The organism is Rhodococcus sp. EPR-134 (assembly GCF_001647205.1).
GTDB classification, from domain to species: Bacteria; Actinomycetota; Actinomycetes; order Mycobacteriales; family Mycobacteriaceae; genus Rhodococcus_F; species Rhodococcus_F qingshengii.
Genome location: NZ_LVCT01000311.1, coordinates 1 through 13,614, shown reverse-complemented (window position 1 = coordinate 13,614; position 13,614 = coordinate 1). Strand labels below are relative to the sequence as shown.

General features: G+C 61.0%; 14 protein-coding genes. 7 read left to right on the top strand and 7 right to left on the bottom strand.

Translation table 11 applies throughout. The features are described 5' to 3' along the window. Positions 1-438: 438 nt before the first annotated feature. Together A2J01_RS14205 and A2J01_RS14200 are read right to left on the bottom strand one after the other, a co-directional pair. Positions 439-1,557, bottom strand: coding sequence for an Ig-like domain-containing protein (locus tag A2J01_RS14205; RefSeq protein ID WP_042452525.1), 1,119 nt, complete (start codon positions 1,555-1,557; stop codon positions 439-441). Positions 1,558-1,612: 55 nt separating this feature from the next. Then, entirely contained in the window at positions 1,613-2,827 is a 1,215-nt protein-coding gene (locus tag A2J01_RS14200) for an Ig-like domain-containing protein (protein ID WP_064112933.1), read from the bottom strand. A 297-nt stretch (positions 2,828-3,124) separates the two neighbouring features. On the opposite strand from A2J01_RS14200, the gene A2J01_RS14195 reads away from it, so the two are divergent. The 3 genes from A2J01_RS14195 to A2J01_RS14185 are packed head-to-tail and all read left to right on the top strand — an operon-like array spanning position 3,125 to position 5,732. Beyond that, on the top strand, positions 3,125-4,624 hold the full coding sequence (locus A2J01_RS14195) for a SulP family inorganic anion transporter (RefSeq protein ID WP_231915787.1): 1,500 nt from the start codon (positions 3,125-3,127) through the stop codon (positions 4,622-4,624). A 35-nt stretch (positions 4,625-4,659) separates the two neighbouring features. Beyond that, complete coding sequence (locus A2J01_RS14190; RefSeq protein ID WP_064112931.1) at positions 4,660-5,085, top strand: MerR family transcriptional regulator; 426 nt, start codon at positions 4,660-4,662, stop codon at positions 5,083-5,085. A gap of 26 nt (positions 5,086-5,111) precedes the next feature. After that, a complete protein-coding gene (locus A2J01_RS14185; protein ID WP_003945756.1) occupies positions 5,112-5,732 on the top strand; it encodes an L-threonylcarbamoyladenylate synthase in 621 nt (206 codons plus the stop codon). Between the two features lie 34 nt (positions 5,733-5,766). Here the strand turns inward: A2J01_RS14185 and A2J01_RS14180 are convergent, their stop codons facing one another. From A2J01_RS14180 to A2J01_RS14170, 3 genes are all read right to left on the bottom strand, one after another. Continuing rightward, on the bottom strand, positions 5,767-7,680 hold the full coding sequence (locus A2J01_RS14180; RefSeq protein ID WP_003945738.1) for an alkyl/aryl-sulfatase: 1,914 nt from the start codon (positions 7,678-7,680) through the stop codon (positions 5,767-5,769). A 99-nt stretch (positions 7,681-7,779) separates the two neighbouring features. After that, positions 7,780-8,343: a TetR/AcrR family transcriptional regulator gene (locus A2J01_RS14175; protein WP_054827319.1), complete on the bottom strand. Its 564-nt coding sequence runs from the start codon at positions 8,341-8,343 to the stop codon at positions 7,780-7,782. Beyond that, a complete protein-coding gene (locus A2J01_RS14170; protein WP_064112930.1) occupies positions 8,340-9,575 on the bottom strand; it encodes a cytochrome P450 in 1,236 nt (411 codons plus the stop codon). The genes A2J01_RS14175 and A2J01_RS14170 overlap by 4 nt, the downstream gene beginning before the upstream one ends. A 108-nt stretch (positions 9,576-9,683) precedes the next feature. Here A2J01_RS14170 and A2J01_RS14165 point away from each other — a divergent pair, with 108 nt between their 5' ends. Next, on the top strand, positions 9,684-10,529 hold the full coding sequence (locus A2J01_RS14165; RefSeq protein WP_064112929.1) for a hypothetical protein: 846 nt from the start codon (positions 9,684-9,686) through the stop codon (positions 10,527-10,529). Between the two features lie 113 nt (positions 10,530-10,642). Here A2J01_RS14165 and A2J01_RS35790 read toward each other — a convergent pair whose 3' ends face one another. Next, entirely contained in the window at positions 10,643-10,801 is a 159-nt protein-coding gene (locus A2J01_RS35790) for a hypothetical protein (protein ID WP_156423205.1), read from the bottom strand. 205 nt (positions 10,802-11,006) lie between these two features. Here A2J01_RS35790 and A2J01_RS14160 point away from each other — a divergent pair, with 205 nt between their 5' ends. Then, entirely contained in the window at positions 11,007-11,768 is a 762-nt protein-coding gene (locus A2J01_RS14160; protein ID WP_042452547.1) for an SDR family NAD(P)-dependent oxidoreductase, read from the top strand. On the opposite strand, the gene A2J01_RS36385 is transcribed toward A2J01_RS14160, so the two are convergent. Then, positions 11,750-11,887: a hypothetical protein gene (locus tag A2J01_RS36385; protein ID WP_003945592.1), complete on the bottom strand. Its 138-nt coding sequence runs from the start codon at positions 11,885-11,887 to the stop codon at positions 11,750-11,752. The genes A2J01_RS14160 and A2J01_RS36385 overlap by 19 nt on opposite strands. A 219-nt stretch (positions 11,888-12,106) precedes the next feature. Between A2J01_RS36385 and A2J01_RS14150 the strand changes: the two genes are divergently transcribed. Together A2J01_RS14150 and A2J01_RS14145 are read left to right on the top strand one after the other, a co-directional pair. After that, the gene (locus A2J01_RS14150; protein WP_064112928.1) at positions 12,107-13,051 is read left to right on the top strand and encodes an alpha/beta fold hydrolase; all 945 of its coding nucleotides are present in this window, start codon (positions 12,107-12,109) and stop codon (positions 13,049-13,051) included. Between the two features lie 263 nt (positions 13,052-13,314). Next, positions 13,315-13,545, top strand: a complete 231-nt coding sequence (locus A2J01_RS14145; RefSeq protein ID WP_064112927.1) for a hypothetical protein — start codon at positions 13,315-13,317, stop codon at positions 13,543-13,545. Positions 13,546-13,614 lie beyond the last annotated feature (69 nt).

The window sequence follows — 13,614 nt, the reverse complement described above, 5'->3', positions numbered from 1 at the left end:
GTGTAGGTTCCCGGCAACACCTCCCACGGCACGTCGAACAGTCCGTGACCAGGAATCGTTCCCGGCGCTGCTGAGGCCGCAGACGTCCCGATCATTGCCACACCGACAGCTACTGCTGCAGCGGACGCGAGCAAACTAACCTTGCGCATTTTCCCTACCTTGTTCATACCTGAACCGCAGCGGCGAGTTCGAAGGCTTGTTGATGTAAGAACCCGCGGTTCGCGCAGTTCTTCAACTAACGGTAGTAAAAGGGCACGAGTTTTGGTGAGCTACCTTTTTGTGGTTCTGGCCCGATTTCCGTGACGGAGACTCCCATTGAGAAGATCAGAGAACGCCGGCGTTGCGGCTCTCGGCATGATTCGAACCTGTCATTCCAGTATTCGATCACACACCCGCATTCGAGCCGAAACGTCGACGCTCCCCTGCCGTTTGGGTGACTCAGCCTCCGAGTGAGCCCGTCGGCAGCTTCGAGAAGATGTCCCCGAGGCTTCCGGTTCCACCAGGAGTTTCCGGTTCCGTCGGATCCACCGGCTCGACGACGATGACACCAGGCACGGTGACGGTCACGGTCTTGTCCGCAGATTCCGAAGAACTGAACTTCTTGGTACCCAAGAACTTTGCGGTGATGCGATGCTCGCCCTGGTCGCGGAACGGCCAGACCAGTTCTGCATGGCCATTGGAATCGACTGTGGCGCTGCCGATCTTCGTATCGCCGTCGAAGAACTCGACCGTTCCCTCACCCGGATTCGGGTCGATACTCGCCGCAATCTTGACGTCTTCGCCCGTCAGTGCCTCCAGTGCGACAGCGACCATCGTCTCGGTCTGGTTGGTCGTGAAGACCTCGGTAGTCGAGAGGGCGTTGCGTCCTTCCCCCGCAGCAACACAATACCCAGCGGCATTGACCCACCGGGACTCACCGAAACTCATGCTCGTGTCTTTGATCTTGATGCTCGGGCTCGTCGCCCCGGCGCGCAGGTGCGTCGTCGCATTTCCCTCGTCGGACCGAGCTTCGAGTTTCAATTCGACTGCCGGCAAACGAAAGTCCGTGTTCGCCTTGACTTGCAGCCCTTCCTTGGGCTTGTTGTCGTTCGCGCTCGGACCGTCGTTGACTGTCTTGTTGCCGGTACCGGTAATTCGCAGGTACTCACCCGCCGGGTTTGCGTTTCCGTCTGCGCCCACCCGGAGCAGCACCGCAGTCTCGCCGGTCAAGTTGGACGACGAATCACCGACGAGGGAGTACGAAACCAGGGTTGCCCCTTGCGGTAGTGCGATGTCGTACTTGATACGACCGGTGTCCGAATCCGAACTACGCATGGTGCCTGGATGCAATTTCACTGTGAACTGTTCGCCGGGACGCACGGACGTGGGCGCCGTTACCTCCATGTTGTCGGAGAACGACGAATCCCAATCGGTGGCGCCGTCGACCCGGCACTTGTGTTCGAAGGAAACTGTCCGCGTCACGGTATCGGAAGCCGCTGCCACCGGCGCGGACACAGCGAGGAGTCCGGCCGCGAGTGCTGGTACGACAGCGCAAACTGCCAGAGTGCGGGGGTTCATGTGTTGCCTTTCAGAAGAACTCGGCCATTGAAAGTTCAGTGAGGTAGGACCGTGATCACTTGCCACCGAGCGAACCCGTCGGCAGCTGCGGCAGAACGGACTCGAGGCTGCCGAGACCACCCGGGGTGCCCGGATCGGTCGGGTTGGGATCGACCGGACCTGTGGTGTCACCGGTCACCGTGAGTACGTGTGCCGCCGACGTGTACTTCGCCTCGTCTCCGGTAGCGGTGAATACTGCAGTCACGGACTTGGTACCCGCCTTACCGAAGGTGAGATCCAGGCGCGCAATACCGCGAACCACCGGCCGCGGGTCACCGACGGGTTTGCCGTCGACCATGAACTGTACTGTTCCCGTTGCGTTTTCCGGATCGACGTGAGAAGCAAAAGACACCTTGGTACCGGTCGCGGCGGTAGCCGGTCCTTCGAGCTTAGTCACGATGTCCGCGCCTGGCTCAGGATCAACGGGCCCCAGGTCCCCGTCGATCTTCGTGGATGCCAGGGCGCCGGCACCGGCATTGAGGGGGCCGGTCTCAGCGTCGCGCGGCGAGCAGGATGTGGGCGCCCAGATGGTTCCCGCGAGCCAGTGACTGACCTGAGGGAGGAAGGTCAAAAATGACTCCGGCCCACCGAAAGTACCTGCAGCACCCGAAGTCCGGACATTGGTTTCGACTGCGCCGGAAGGCCCGGCCTTTACGGTGATTCTGATCTTCGGAAAGACGATGTTCGTCTCGGCACCGGACTGAGCATTGATCGCCAGCCCACCGTGCGCACCCGACGACGATGACGGGCTGTTGCCGATCGCTTCGTTTGCGCCGGACAACCGGAGTATCGGACCGTCCGCTGCGGGAGCACCGTCTTCGTTGACACGAATCACCGAAGCAGGTTTCCCGGCAATAACATTGCCCGGATCGGTGACCGTCGCCGAAACGAACTCCGCGTTGGTCGGAATCGGCAGATCAATCTTCAGACGCGAGATCTTCTTGACGCTTGCGCCGCTCACATCGTTCGGGATCTGGACGCTACCCGGATCCACGTCGATGTCGAAGACCTGACCTGGCGCGACTACCGCAGGAGCCGAAACCCGCACCGTGGCAGGCTTTCCGTCTGACGAAGGACCGGAGAACGCACTCGGAACTGCGCGGCACGTGACCTGGAACGTTGTCGACGTGGTTTCTGCAACGGGCGCCGCGGTCGCCGGAATCACGGCCACAGCGGTTCCACCGGCAAGGAGGCCGGTAAGGAGCGCAGCACTCAGTAGGCGTTTTGACATGATGTCCTCTCGGAACAACCTGATTGACGTTTGCCGCCGAACTGTAACGGAGCCAGCGCCCGAGTTGACCCGTTTTCAATAAACAAAACCCACACAGTAGGTAAATACTTGGTAAGAGTTGCTGGTCGTCACATCTGACCGCCGCCGCAGGCCTTTCCTCTCTCGATCAATCTCGCAATTCGAGATTCACTGCAGGGAAACACAATTCGACAGAAGTTCGCACCATAGCGAGATCTCCGGTCATACTCTACCCTTACAGGAGGGTAGAGTATGAGAACCTCGTCAGGACGGAATCTCATGGCAGTAACCATCGCTTCATCCACCAACGACAATTCGGTTCGGGCCGCGCTCCGGTCACCTCACCGTCTCAAAACGGAGGTTTTGGCCGGACTGGTCGTGGCGTTGGCACTGATTCCCGAGGCGATCTCGTTCTCGATCATCGCCGGCGTCGATCCGCGGGTAGGACTGTTCGCGTCGTTCACGATGGCAGTGACCATCGCCGTCGTCGGCGGACGACCCGCAATGATCTCCGCAGCTACCGGCGCCGTCGCACTGGTCGTCGCTCCACTGACGCGCGAGTACGGAATCGACTACCTGATTGCGACAGTCCTTCTGGCCGGCCTTCTCCAGATCGTGCTGAGCCTCCTGGGCGTCGCAAAGTTGATGCGCTTCATTCCGCGCAGCGTCATGGTGGGATTCGTCAACGCACTCGCCATCTTGATCTTCATCGCCCAACTCCCCCACCTGATCGATGTTCCGTGGCTCGTCTACCCACTCCTTGCAGTCGCACTTCTGCTACTCGTATTCCTGCCGAAACTGACGAACTCCGTCCCGGCTCCACTGGTGGCAATCGTGCTACTGACAACCGCCACAGTCGTTTTCGCGTTCGATGTCCCCAACGTCGGCGACGAGGGCGAGCTTCCGTCGAGCCTACCGACGCTACTGTTCCCCGACGTCCCCCTGGACATGCACACACTGTCGATCATTGCGCCGTACGCATTGGCCATGGCGCTCGTCGGACTCCTCGAATCGTTGATGACGGCCAAGCTCGTCGACGACGTCACGGATACTCACTCGAACAAGACCCGAGAAGGGTGGGGCCAAGGCGTCGCGAACATCGTCACCGGCTTCTTCGGGGGCATGGGAGGGTGCGCGATGATCGGCCAGACCATGATCAACGTCAAGGTCTCCGGCGCTCGCACTCGAATCTCGACTTTCCTGGCGGGCGTGTTCTTGCTGATACTCGTCGTCGGCCTCGGCGATGTGGTGGCGTTGATTCCCATGGCCGCATTGGTGGCCGTCATGATCATGGTCTCGGTCGGCACTTTCGATTGGCACAGCATCAATCCGAAGACCCTGCGCCGCATGCCGATCGGCGAGACAGTGGTCATGTTGGTCACCGTGGTAGTCACCGTCGCGACCCACAATCTTGCCTACGGCGTGATCGTCGGAGTGATCACCGCGATGGTCATCTTCGCTCGCCGCGTCGCGCATCTCACCGAAGTGATCGACGTCGCGCATCCGGACGAGGACACCCGTGTCTATGCGGTTCGAGGCGAACTGTTCTTCGCATCCAGCAACGATCTGATCTACCAATTCGACTACGCCGGCGACCCGAAGAACATTGTCATCGATCTGTCCGAGTCTCATGTCTGGGACGCGTCGACCGTCGCGACACTGGACGCCATCACCACCAAGTACGCGGCCAGAGGCAAGAATGTCGAGATCGTGGGGCTCGACGACGCATCGGCCGAGCGCCACCTGCGCCTGTCCGGTCGCCTGGGTGACGGTCACTGAGAGTATGGAAGCCCAGCGCGAGGAAAGTGGGAGTGATGTCTGAGCCGGAACATGCGGGCCAAGGGCCGAACATGCAGATCGGACAGGTTGCCGAACGCACCGAACTGTCGATCAAGACGATTCGTCATTACGACGAGGTCGGTCTGGTTACTCCGTCCGAGCGGAGCGCCGGAGGATTCCGCCTCTATACCGAGGCCGATGTCCAACGGCTACTGGTAATCCGACGAATGAAGCCGCTCGGATTCAGTCTCGAAGAAATGAAACAACTTCTCGATTCTCTGGCAGTGCTCGGCGACGAAGCTTCGGACGCGCCAACGCGCACCGCTGCAACCGAATTCGTCACCAACTGCCACACCCGGGCGGAAGAAAGCTGCACACACTTACGTAAGCAACTCGCCTACGCCGAAGAGCTGACGGGTTTGCTCGCCGACCACAGTCTCAACGGCGAACGGCATTCGTGATCTGCAAGCTGAACTAAGCTGAGTTGATGGCCCGATACTTCGACGTTCACCCGGAAAACCCGCAGCCGCGCGCGATCAGCCAGATCGTCGAAATGCTGCGCAACGACGCGGTCATCGCCTACCCCACCGACTCCTGCTACGCCCTGGGCGCCCGAATGGACAATCACTCGGGCACCGATCGGATCCGCGAGATCCGTCATCTGCGTTCGGACCATCACTTCACGCTGGTCTGTGCCGATTTCGCGCAGCTCGGGCACTTCGTCCACGTCACCAACTCGGCGTTCCGCGCGGTGAAAGCGGCTACGCCTGGGCAGTACACGTTCATCCTTCCCGCCACGAAGGAAGTTCCGCGTAGGCTGGCACACGCCAAGAAGAAGACCGTCGGAGTGCGTATCCCCAGCCACCCGGTAGTGCGGGCACTCTTGCAAGAGTTGGGTGAACCCATCCTCTCCAGCACCCTTCTCCTGCCCGGCGCCGAGGAACCGATGACGGACGGCTGGCAGATCAAGGAAGAACTCGACCACCAACTCGACGCCGTCATCGACTCGGGTGACTGCGGAACCGAACCCACCACAGTCGTCGACTATTCGTCCGGTGTTCCCGAAATCGTGCGGGTCGGCGCGGGAGATCCTTCTCGTTTCGAATGATCCCCCGCCCGGGCCACATCATGGAGTCGACCAGTCACGGCGTGACGATATCGAACCACAGATCGAAGTCCTCCAGCAGCGAGATGAACGTCTCCAGTTCGGACTGATCTCCCACAGCTTTTGCCGTTCCGGCCTTGATGGATTCGGTGAGCGAGGTCGTTCCCAGATACACCTCGTTGAACACGGCACGGGTCAAGGTCAGAGTCAGGGCGGCCGAAGCATCTGCCTTGTCCATGTCGTAGTTCAGCACGCCGTTGCGCACTGTGACCAGGACGTTGTCCGCGGTGTCGGACAATACGAATCGCAACGACAGGTCTACATCGGCTGCTTTGGGACCGTCGAGGCGAACTGCCCAGAAATCCAGCATCTGTTCGAGCGGCATCACTGCGACCACGGCCGGGCCGGTGGGGTTGTTGGACGGCATCGGTGCCAGCGGATGCCGCAATTCCATCGCTCCGACCAGGTAGAAGTTGCGCCACGTACCGTTCTCGGCTTGGTAGCCGAGTTGTTCGTACGTGTCCGCCAACAACTCTCGCGCTTTCTGATTACTCGGATCGGCGAACACCAGATGGTTCACCAACTCCGCGGCCCAGCGGTAGTCTCCGTCGTCGAACGCCTGCTTGCCCTTGGTCAAAAGTGCGTCCGGTCCGCCGACGGCTTCGACGTAGCGCTTGCCGTTCTCCACCGGCGGATGGGGATTGAGGTGAGCGGGAACGCCGTCGAACCAACCGAGATAGAAGGTGTAGATCGCTTTGACGTTGTGACTGAGCGAGCCGTAGTACCCACGGTTGTACCACTGCTTTCCGATGGCGTCGGGTACCTCGATCTGGTCGGCAATCTCTACCGGTGTCAGTCCCTTGTTGGCAAGGCGCAACGTCTGATCGTGCAGATACTTGTACAGATCTGCCTGATCCGACATCAGCTTCAAGATCTTGTCGTTGCCCCACGTGGGCCAATGATGCTGCGCAAAGATGATTTCGACGTCGGGGAACAGTTCCATTGCCAGACGCACGTAGTGCGACCACGCTTTGGCGTCGCGAGTCTTGGCGCCGCGCAACGTGTACAGATTGTGCATCGTGTGCGTGACGTCCTCAGCTGACCCGAGCGCCTTGAAATCTGGTAAATAGAAGAGCATTTCGGATGGCGCTTCGGTTCCCGGCGCGAGCATGAACGTCACGCGCACACCGTCGATGACCTCTTCGTGCACCGGTTCGGTGATGACGTCGGTAGGCACGGCAAACGTCGAAGTGCCGTGCGAAGTGGACAGGCCGAGACCACCGGATACCTGCCCTTGTGGCCCCGGACGCAGGAACGATCCGTACATGTACATTCCGCGACGTGTCATCGCCGTGCCGGCAAGTACGTTCTCGGAAATCGCTTCCTCCGTGAAACTGTCTGGTGCGTAGACCTTTACGGCACCGGACTCGATCTCTTCGTCGGTGACAAATCCTTTGACACCGCCGAAGTGATCGCCGTGGGAGTGCGTGAAGATGATTGCCTTGACCGGAACCTTCGGGCGGTGCTGGTAGTACAACTCCAGCGCGAGAGCGGCTGTTTCCGCGGACATCAGAGTGTCACCGATGATCAACCCGGTGTCGCCCTCGATGATCGTCGTGTTCGACAAGTCCTGGCCGATCACCTGGTACAGACGATCAGCCAGCTTGAACAGTCCACCGCCCTTTCCCATCAAAGTGGCTTGGCGCCACAGACTCGGGTTGACGGTATCCGGTGCATCGCCGTCGGCGAACCCGTAGGCGTCGTACGAGAAGATGAACTGCCCTTTGTCACCTTTGACCAGTCCGCCATCGATGAGCGGTGCCACGAGACCTCGAGAAATCAGTTCGAAGTCGAAGGTGTCGTCGAAAGGAAGGTCACGGAGAACCTGGGCATTTGCCAGGCGAGTCGCTTCGGTGGCGGGCTTGGGGTCGAGTTCGGACGGTGTAGTCATCTTCTCTTACGCTCCTCGGGAACTCGCGGTGACCTGTGTCGGGATATCGGTTCATCCTCGATTCCCACGCAGCCCTCGCGCATCACCCGGAAGGGATGATCAGGTGGCCCGTCCAGCAATCAACAGCGCAACGACGAACTCACGCACCAACGTCCGCTCGTCGTTCTCGTCCGCCCCCGGCACCATGAGCAGCGAGAGGATCACCCGCACGATCCAGCGTGCCCGCGACGCTGTGCCTGCTCCGAGTTCACCGAGCATCGCGACACCAAGTCCGTTGATGACGTCGGACGAATTGGCGAGTTCACCGGCAAGACTCGCATCGCCCGGGGCGAACCATGCAGCCAACGTCGGAGTGCTACGCACCGCGGACACTGCAGTGAGTATGGCCGTCTCCAGACGCTCACTCGGATCGTCGATGGTCGCTACCGATTCCGCGATCGCAGTTCCCAGCCTGCGAGCTTCGCGGTGAACGAACGCAATGTGAAGAGCCTGCCGATTCTCGAAGTACCGATACAAGGTGGCCCGGGAACATCCTGCAGCAGAGGCTATCTCCGCCATACCGACCGCGTTGACGCCTTTCGCGACGAACAATTGTGCCGCGCTGTCGAGGATCTTCTCGGCTGCCGCCAAGGCGCGCCCCTCGCCGAGCCAGTCGTTGCTCATGGCCGAGTCACCGACATCGGAGCCGAGAGCGGACGGCGCACGTAGTTGCCCGGCGCGTATTGCATCGCGTCGATGTCGACATGGAAGTCGGGAATCCGGGAAAGCAACTCTTCCAAAGCAACTCGCGCCTGCATTCGAGCTGCCGACGCGCCCAGACAATGGTGGGCGCCATGGCTGAAGGTGAGGATCTTCTGCGGTCGACGCAAGACGTCCAACTCCGCCGCGTCGGGTCCGTACTTCTCGGGATCACGATTGGCCGCACCGTACATCAGCAGAACCTTACGTCCTGCCGGAATCACTTTGCCACCCAAGGCCACATCTCGCGTCGTGGTGCGTGCCAGTCCTTGGACCGGCGAGGTGAGTCGAAGCAACTCGTCGACCGCGTCGGTGATCAATGCGGGATCGTCCAGCAGGATCTGACGCTGGTCGAGGCGTTCGGTCAGCATCGCCACCGAACCACCCAGCATTCCTGTCGTGGTGTCGTTTCCCCCGGCCACCATGGTGAAGGCGAAGCCCAGAATCGACAGCAGGCCGGACGTGTCGCCGTCTTCACCGAGTCCAGCGGCGAGTAGGTGCGAAATCGTGTCGTCACCCGGTTCGACCTTGCGGCGTTCGATCAGCGAAGCGAAGTACATCATCAGCTCACCGGTGGCGGCCTGCGCCGTCGTCGCTGCCGCGGCCACACCACCTGCCGAATTGGCAGCGACAATGGCTTCGGTCCAGCCGTCGAACTGGTCACGGTCCGATTCCGGCACACCCAGATAGTGTGCGACAACCATCGACGGCAACGGTTTGAAGAGCTCGACGACGATATCGCCGCTGCCACGCGCTTTCAGCGCCTCGATACGTTCGACGACAAATTCGCGAACCATCGGCTCGACCGCCGATACCTGACGCGGAGTGAAACCCTTCGACACCATGCGCCGGAACTCCGACTGCACTGGCGGATCCTGCATCACGAACGGCGGATTGTCCTGCATCCCGATCTGTTCGAGTTCACCGTAGACAGTGGTCAATCCCTTTGCCGACGAATACGTCTCGTAGTCGCGAGCGGCGTTGTAGACGTCTTCGTGACGGGTGAGCACCCAGTAGTCGTCCTGCGGCGCAGCTTCCGGCACAACGTTGTGCACCGGGTCGTTCTCGCGCAATGCGTCGTACATGGCCCAGGGCGAACGCCAGGACTCCCCGGTGGAAGGTACAAACCGTGGCGAATGTGACACAGAAGTTGTCATGACTCGACTATGAGACAAATTGCCGAATGTGTCAACGTTCTACGATCAACCTTTCCCACGAGCAGCATTGAGTAACTCGCATCCACGCAGAGCACTATCGTGTGTCGGGTGATCACGGATCCGAAGAATCATCCGAACAGCTCTGACGCCGGGCGCCGCGCCGTGGTTGCGGTCCTGCTCCCCCGCGAACATCTTCCCTTCATCAGGGACTGGTGCCTGCACCACATCGAGCAAGGCTGGGAGGTTGTTCTCTACGACAACACCGGTTCCGTCGGGTCCACCCGCAAGACAAGCGCATTCAGTCTCAACCGTTGGCACGGCCGCAGCGAGGACAAGAGAGGCAACTCTTACGGCGCCTTCACCCGATCGATGTCGGACAGTGAAGTTCAGGTCGCATTCCGCAAAGAACTGCACGACCTTCCGGTGACGATCGTCGACTGGCAACCGCGCGACGCGGACGGTCGGATCGTGCACGGACAGGTAGAGGCGTACGTCGATTACGTGAGCCGGTACCGCGACACCGTCGCATGGGCAGCATTCATCGACGCCGACGAATACCTCCAACACGCACCAGGATTGGACTGGGAGGTTCTACTTGCCGGCGTTACTCAAGCGGGTTCGCACCGCGTCGTTCTCGATGCTCTGGTCTACGAATCCAGGTGGACGCGCGACGGGCAATTGCGAGACGTCGAGGAATTGAAATGCCTTGGGCTACAGAGCCATGGTTGCAAGAACATACTGAGGCTGTCGGAGATTTTGCGAGCAGACGTCCACTGGGGATGGAAGACAAGCGAACCGGACAGCCTGGTGCGGCCCGACCGATCCCTCTTCCACTTCCGCCATTACCGCGGTTCGGAGGCGGCACTCGACTTCACTCCGCTGCCGAACTTCGGGCCCCAGGTCTACGAAGAAGGTGTGGATGTGCCGGCAAAGGTCGACGTATCACAAAAATGAATGTGCCTGCAAGACACAGGTATTCATCTGCAGGCAAACCTCCGGCCCGCATCCACGAAGGCAATACCTTCAGAATGCGGGCCGGGGGCCGTAAATCCGGTTCAGCGAAGCAATCAAGCCTTCGGCTGCGAGCTTCCTGCGCCACCAATTGCGCCGAGAAGACCTGCAACTGCGCCGATGCCGACGAGAACGCCGCCCAGGCCTGCAATGATCTTCTGGAAGTCGCCGAGAGTTGCGAGGTCCGTCTTGCTGCTGCCAGTGGTGAATGCCATGTCTAGCTCCTCATCATGGAATGTGTACGCGGTCCGCGCGCCCGGTATGTAACGGCGCTCACAATATACGTAAGACGACCGAAATTTGAAGCGGTGCCGCTGAGTGGGACGTAACTCACATCTCATCCAGCGGGAACCCACGAGTAACAATGCGCGATTCGGACAACGCTTCGGGAACCGTTGAATGACGAGCAGGAGAACAGCAGTGGGCAAGTTGGATGGAAAAGTGGCCCTGATCACTGGCGCAGGGCAAGGCGTCGGCCAGGGAGTTGCGTTTGCGCTCGCCAAGGAGGGCGCTTCCGTCGCGGTCGCGGGCCGCACTGAGTCGAAACTCGTCGTCACATGTAACGAGATCGCCGAACGCGGAGGCCGTGCCGAACCGGTGCTCATGGATATCGCCGACGCGGATTCCATCACCGGAGCCGTGGCGCGAACGGTGGAACTGTTCGGCGGCGTCGACATTCTGATCAACAACGCCAGCCTCAACCCGCTCGGCAACGTCCTCGACCTCACTCCGGAGCGCCTTGCCGACGGATTGACGTCCGGCCCCGTCGCGACTCTGCGAACCATGCAAGCCTGTTACCCGTTCATGAAGGAGCGCGGCGGCGGGGCAATCATCAACATGGTCAGCTCCGTGGCCGTCCGCTGGGACGCTGCCGGCTACGGCGGCTACGCGGCCGTGAAGGAATCCGTCCGAGCCCTCAGTCGCGCGGCAGCATGCGAATGGGGCGTCGACGGGATCCGGGTCAACGCGGTTGCTCCCCACGCGTCGTCGCCGGGGCTGCAGCGGTGGGCAGATGCACGCCCGGAGGAGGCTGCCGCCTTTGTTGCCGGGATTCCGCTACGGAGGATCGGCGACTGCGAAACGGACATCGGAACCGCGGTGGCTTTCCTGGTCGGCCCGGATGCCGCGTATCTGACTGGAGCAACAATTCCGCTCGACGGTGGTCAGTCGCGCTGGGGCTGAGAGCTGGCGTCGTCGAAGGCAAGCACCGCCGACTTGGCTTCGGCGATCGGGCGGCGGAAAACGAAACCGACCAGAACGGATGCCAAAACCAAGGCGGCCAGAACAATGAGCCCGACCATCCACCACATGGTTTTCAGTATGCCCGAACCGACCTCCGCCGGACGCGCGCCGCGGCCGTCGGAAAGCGGCGACAGCCTCGAAAAGTGCTGAACACCAGTCAAATTCCGTTTTGCCCGTTTCCTGAGCTTCTTGAGAAGCCGTGATCGATGACACATATTCGGATCCCGAACCGGAACGAGTGCGTGACTACGACGACACCTCGGTGCATCCTGGCATGTATGGAATCCGCTGTTTCGGCCCAACTCGTCGACGGAAGCACCCTCACACACCCGTGGGGCGGGACGAGCAACATCACCGATCTCGGCGGTGACGTTCACTGGATCGACTTCGGCGGTCCCAGCGGAGCGCCGCCCATCGTGCTCGTTCACGGTCTGGGCGGCTCGCACCTGAACTGGGTGCGGGTCGCACCGGCGCTGGCGGCGCGCACGCGCGTGTACGCCCTTGACCTCGCCGGATTCGGACTCACCTCTGCCCGTGGGCGACACACCGGCGTCGATGCCAACACAGCACTTCTGAATCGCTTTCTCGACACAGTGGTGGGTGAGCCCGCCGTCCTGTTCGGCAATTCCATGGGCGGAATGGTCTCGGCAATGTCGACCCATGCCAGTCCCGAATCAGTCGCCGGCCTGGTCCTGGTGGATCCGGCGCTCCCCCTGCCCGTCCAACTTCCCGATCTGACCGTCGCCGCCCAGTTCGCGCTCTACTCGATGCCGTACGTCGGTGAGCAGGTTCTCGGCTTCGGACGCCGAAAGATGTCAGACCGGCAGTTGGCCGCTCAGATGACCAGATTGTGTTTTGCCGATCCGACGCGAGCCGACCCCGCGGTCCTCGACGCGGGCGCTGCCTTGACGGCGATTCGCCGCAACGATCCTACCCAGGATGCCGAATTCCTTCAGGCAGCACGGTCACTGCTGATGACCCTCGCCCGTCCTGCCTCCTATCGAAAGACATTGCGAGAGATCACGACTCCGACGCTCCTGATGCACGGCGATCGCGATCGGCTTGTCCCGGTCGAGGCCGCACGGGCAGCCGCTGCTGCACATCCACACTGGACCACCATCATTCTCGGCGACACCGGCCACACCCCACAATTGGAGATTCCGGACGAGTTCACCCGTCATGCGCTCGCGTGGCTCGATCGCACGGGGCTGATCAGGAGCTGACATGTACCGGCCCTACACCCGCGGAACGGCCTCGCCGATCGAGCAAGTGCCCCATCAACTTCGGAGTATCAAGAACGATTCGGCGGTCGTCTGCGTTGGCAGGTCCGGCCCACCGGGGAACGCGAAACGGTCACATACCCCAAAGCTCTCGAACCCTGGGAATGTGTCGGGGTACGCGCGTAGCGTGAGATTCAGGCCTTCCTCGGCCAAACATTTCCGCGTCCCCTGCTTGTGTATCCGTTTCGGTTAAGGAGAGTTTTCAGATGCCCGCACGCACAGCGCTCGACGGAACACCCTGTTGGATCGACCTCACCAGCTCCGACACCGAGGTTGCCAAATCCTTCTACACCAACGTGTTCGGCTGGCAGGCTGACACAAACGACGACCCGCAGTACGGCGGCTACGCGATCTTCAGCAAAGACGGGCAGCCCATCGCCGGGCTCGGACCCCAGCAGGAGGGAAACGGGTCTGCTGCACGGATAGGTGACATCTGATCTGTGGTGCCGAGAGGTGCCGCTGGAAGGATGTGCACCATGCCGAAGCCCTATCCCCGAGAGTTCCGT

Excerpts from the sequence above, each read along its gene's own strand:
- A2J01_RS14205 (WP_042452525.1), bottom strand. The coding sequence starts at position 1,557 with ATGAACCCCCGCACTCTGGCAGTTTGCGCTGTCGTACCAGCACTCGCG.
- A2J01_RS14200 (WP_064112933.1), bottom strand. The coding sequence starts at position 2,827 with ATGTCAAAACGCCTACTGAGTGCTGCGCTCCTTACCGGCCTCCTTGCC.
- A2J01_RS14195 (WP_231915787.1), top strand. The coding sequence starts at position 3,125 with ATGGCAGTAACCATCGCTTCATCCACCAACGACAATTCGGTTCGGGCC.
- A2J01_RS14190 (WP_064112931.1), top strand. The coding sequence starts at position 4,660 with ATGTCTGAGCCGGAACATGCGGGCCAAGGGCCGAACATGCAGATCGGA.
- A2J01_RS14185 (WP_003945756.1), top strand. The coding sequence starts at position 5,112 with ATGGCCCGATACTTCGACGTTCACCCGGAAAACCCGCAGCCGCGCGCG.
- A2J01_RS14180 (WP_003945738.1), bottom strand. The coding sequence starts at position 7,680 with ATGACTACACCGTCCGAACTCGACCCCAAGCCCGCCACCGAAGCGACT.
- A2J01_RS14175 (WP_054827319.1), bottom strand. The coding sequence starts at position 8,343 with ATGAGCAACGACTGGCTCGGCGAGGGGCGCGCCTTGGCGGCAGCCGAG.
- A2J01_RS14170 (WP_064112930.1), bottom strand. The coding sequence starts at position 9,575 with ATGACAACTTCTGTGTCACATTCGCCACGGTTTGTACCTTCCACCGGG.
- A2J01_RS35790 (WP_156423205.1), bottom strand. The coding sequence starts at position 10,801 with ATGGCATTCACCACTGGCAGCAGCAAGACGGACCTCGCAACTCTCGGC.
- A2J01_RS36385 (WP_003945592.1), bottom strand. The coding sequence starts at position 11,887 with ATGGTCGGGCTCATTGTTCTGGCCGCCTTGGTTTTGGCATCCGTTCTG.
- A2J01_RS14150 (WP_064112928.1), top strand. The coding sequence starts at position 12,107 with ATGGAATCCGCTGTTTCGGCCCAACTCGTCGACGGAAGCACCCTCACA.
- A2J01_RS14145 (WP_064112927.1), top strand. The coding sequence starts at position 13,315 with ATGCCCGCACGCACAGCGCTCGACGGAACACCCTGTTGGATCGACCTC.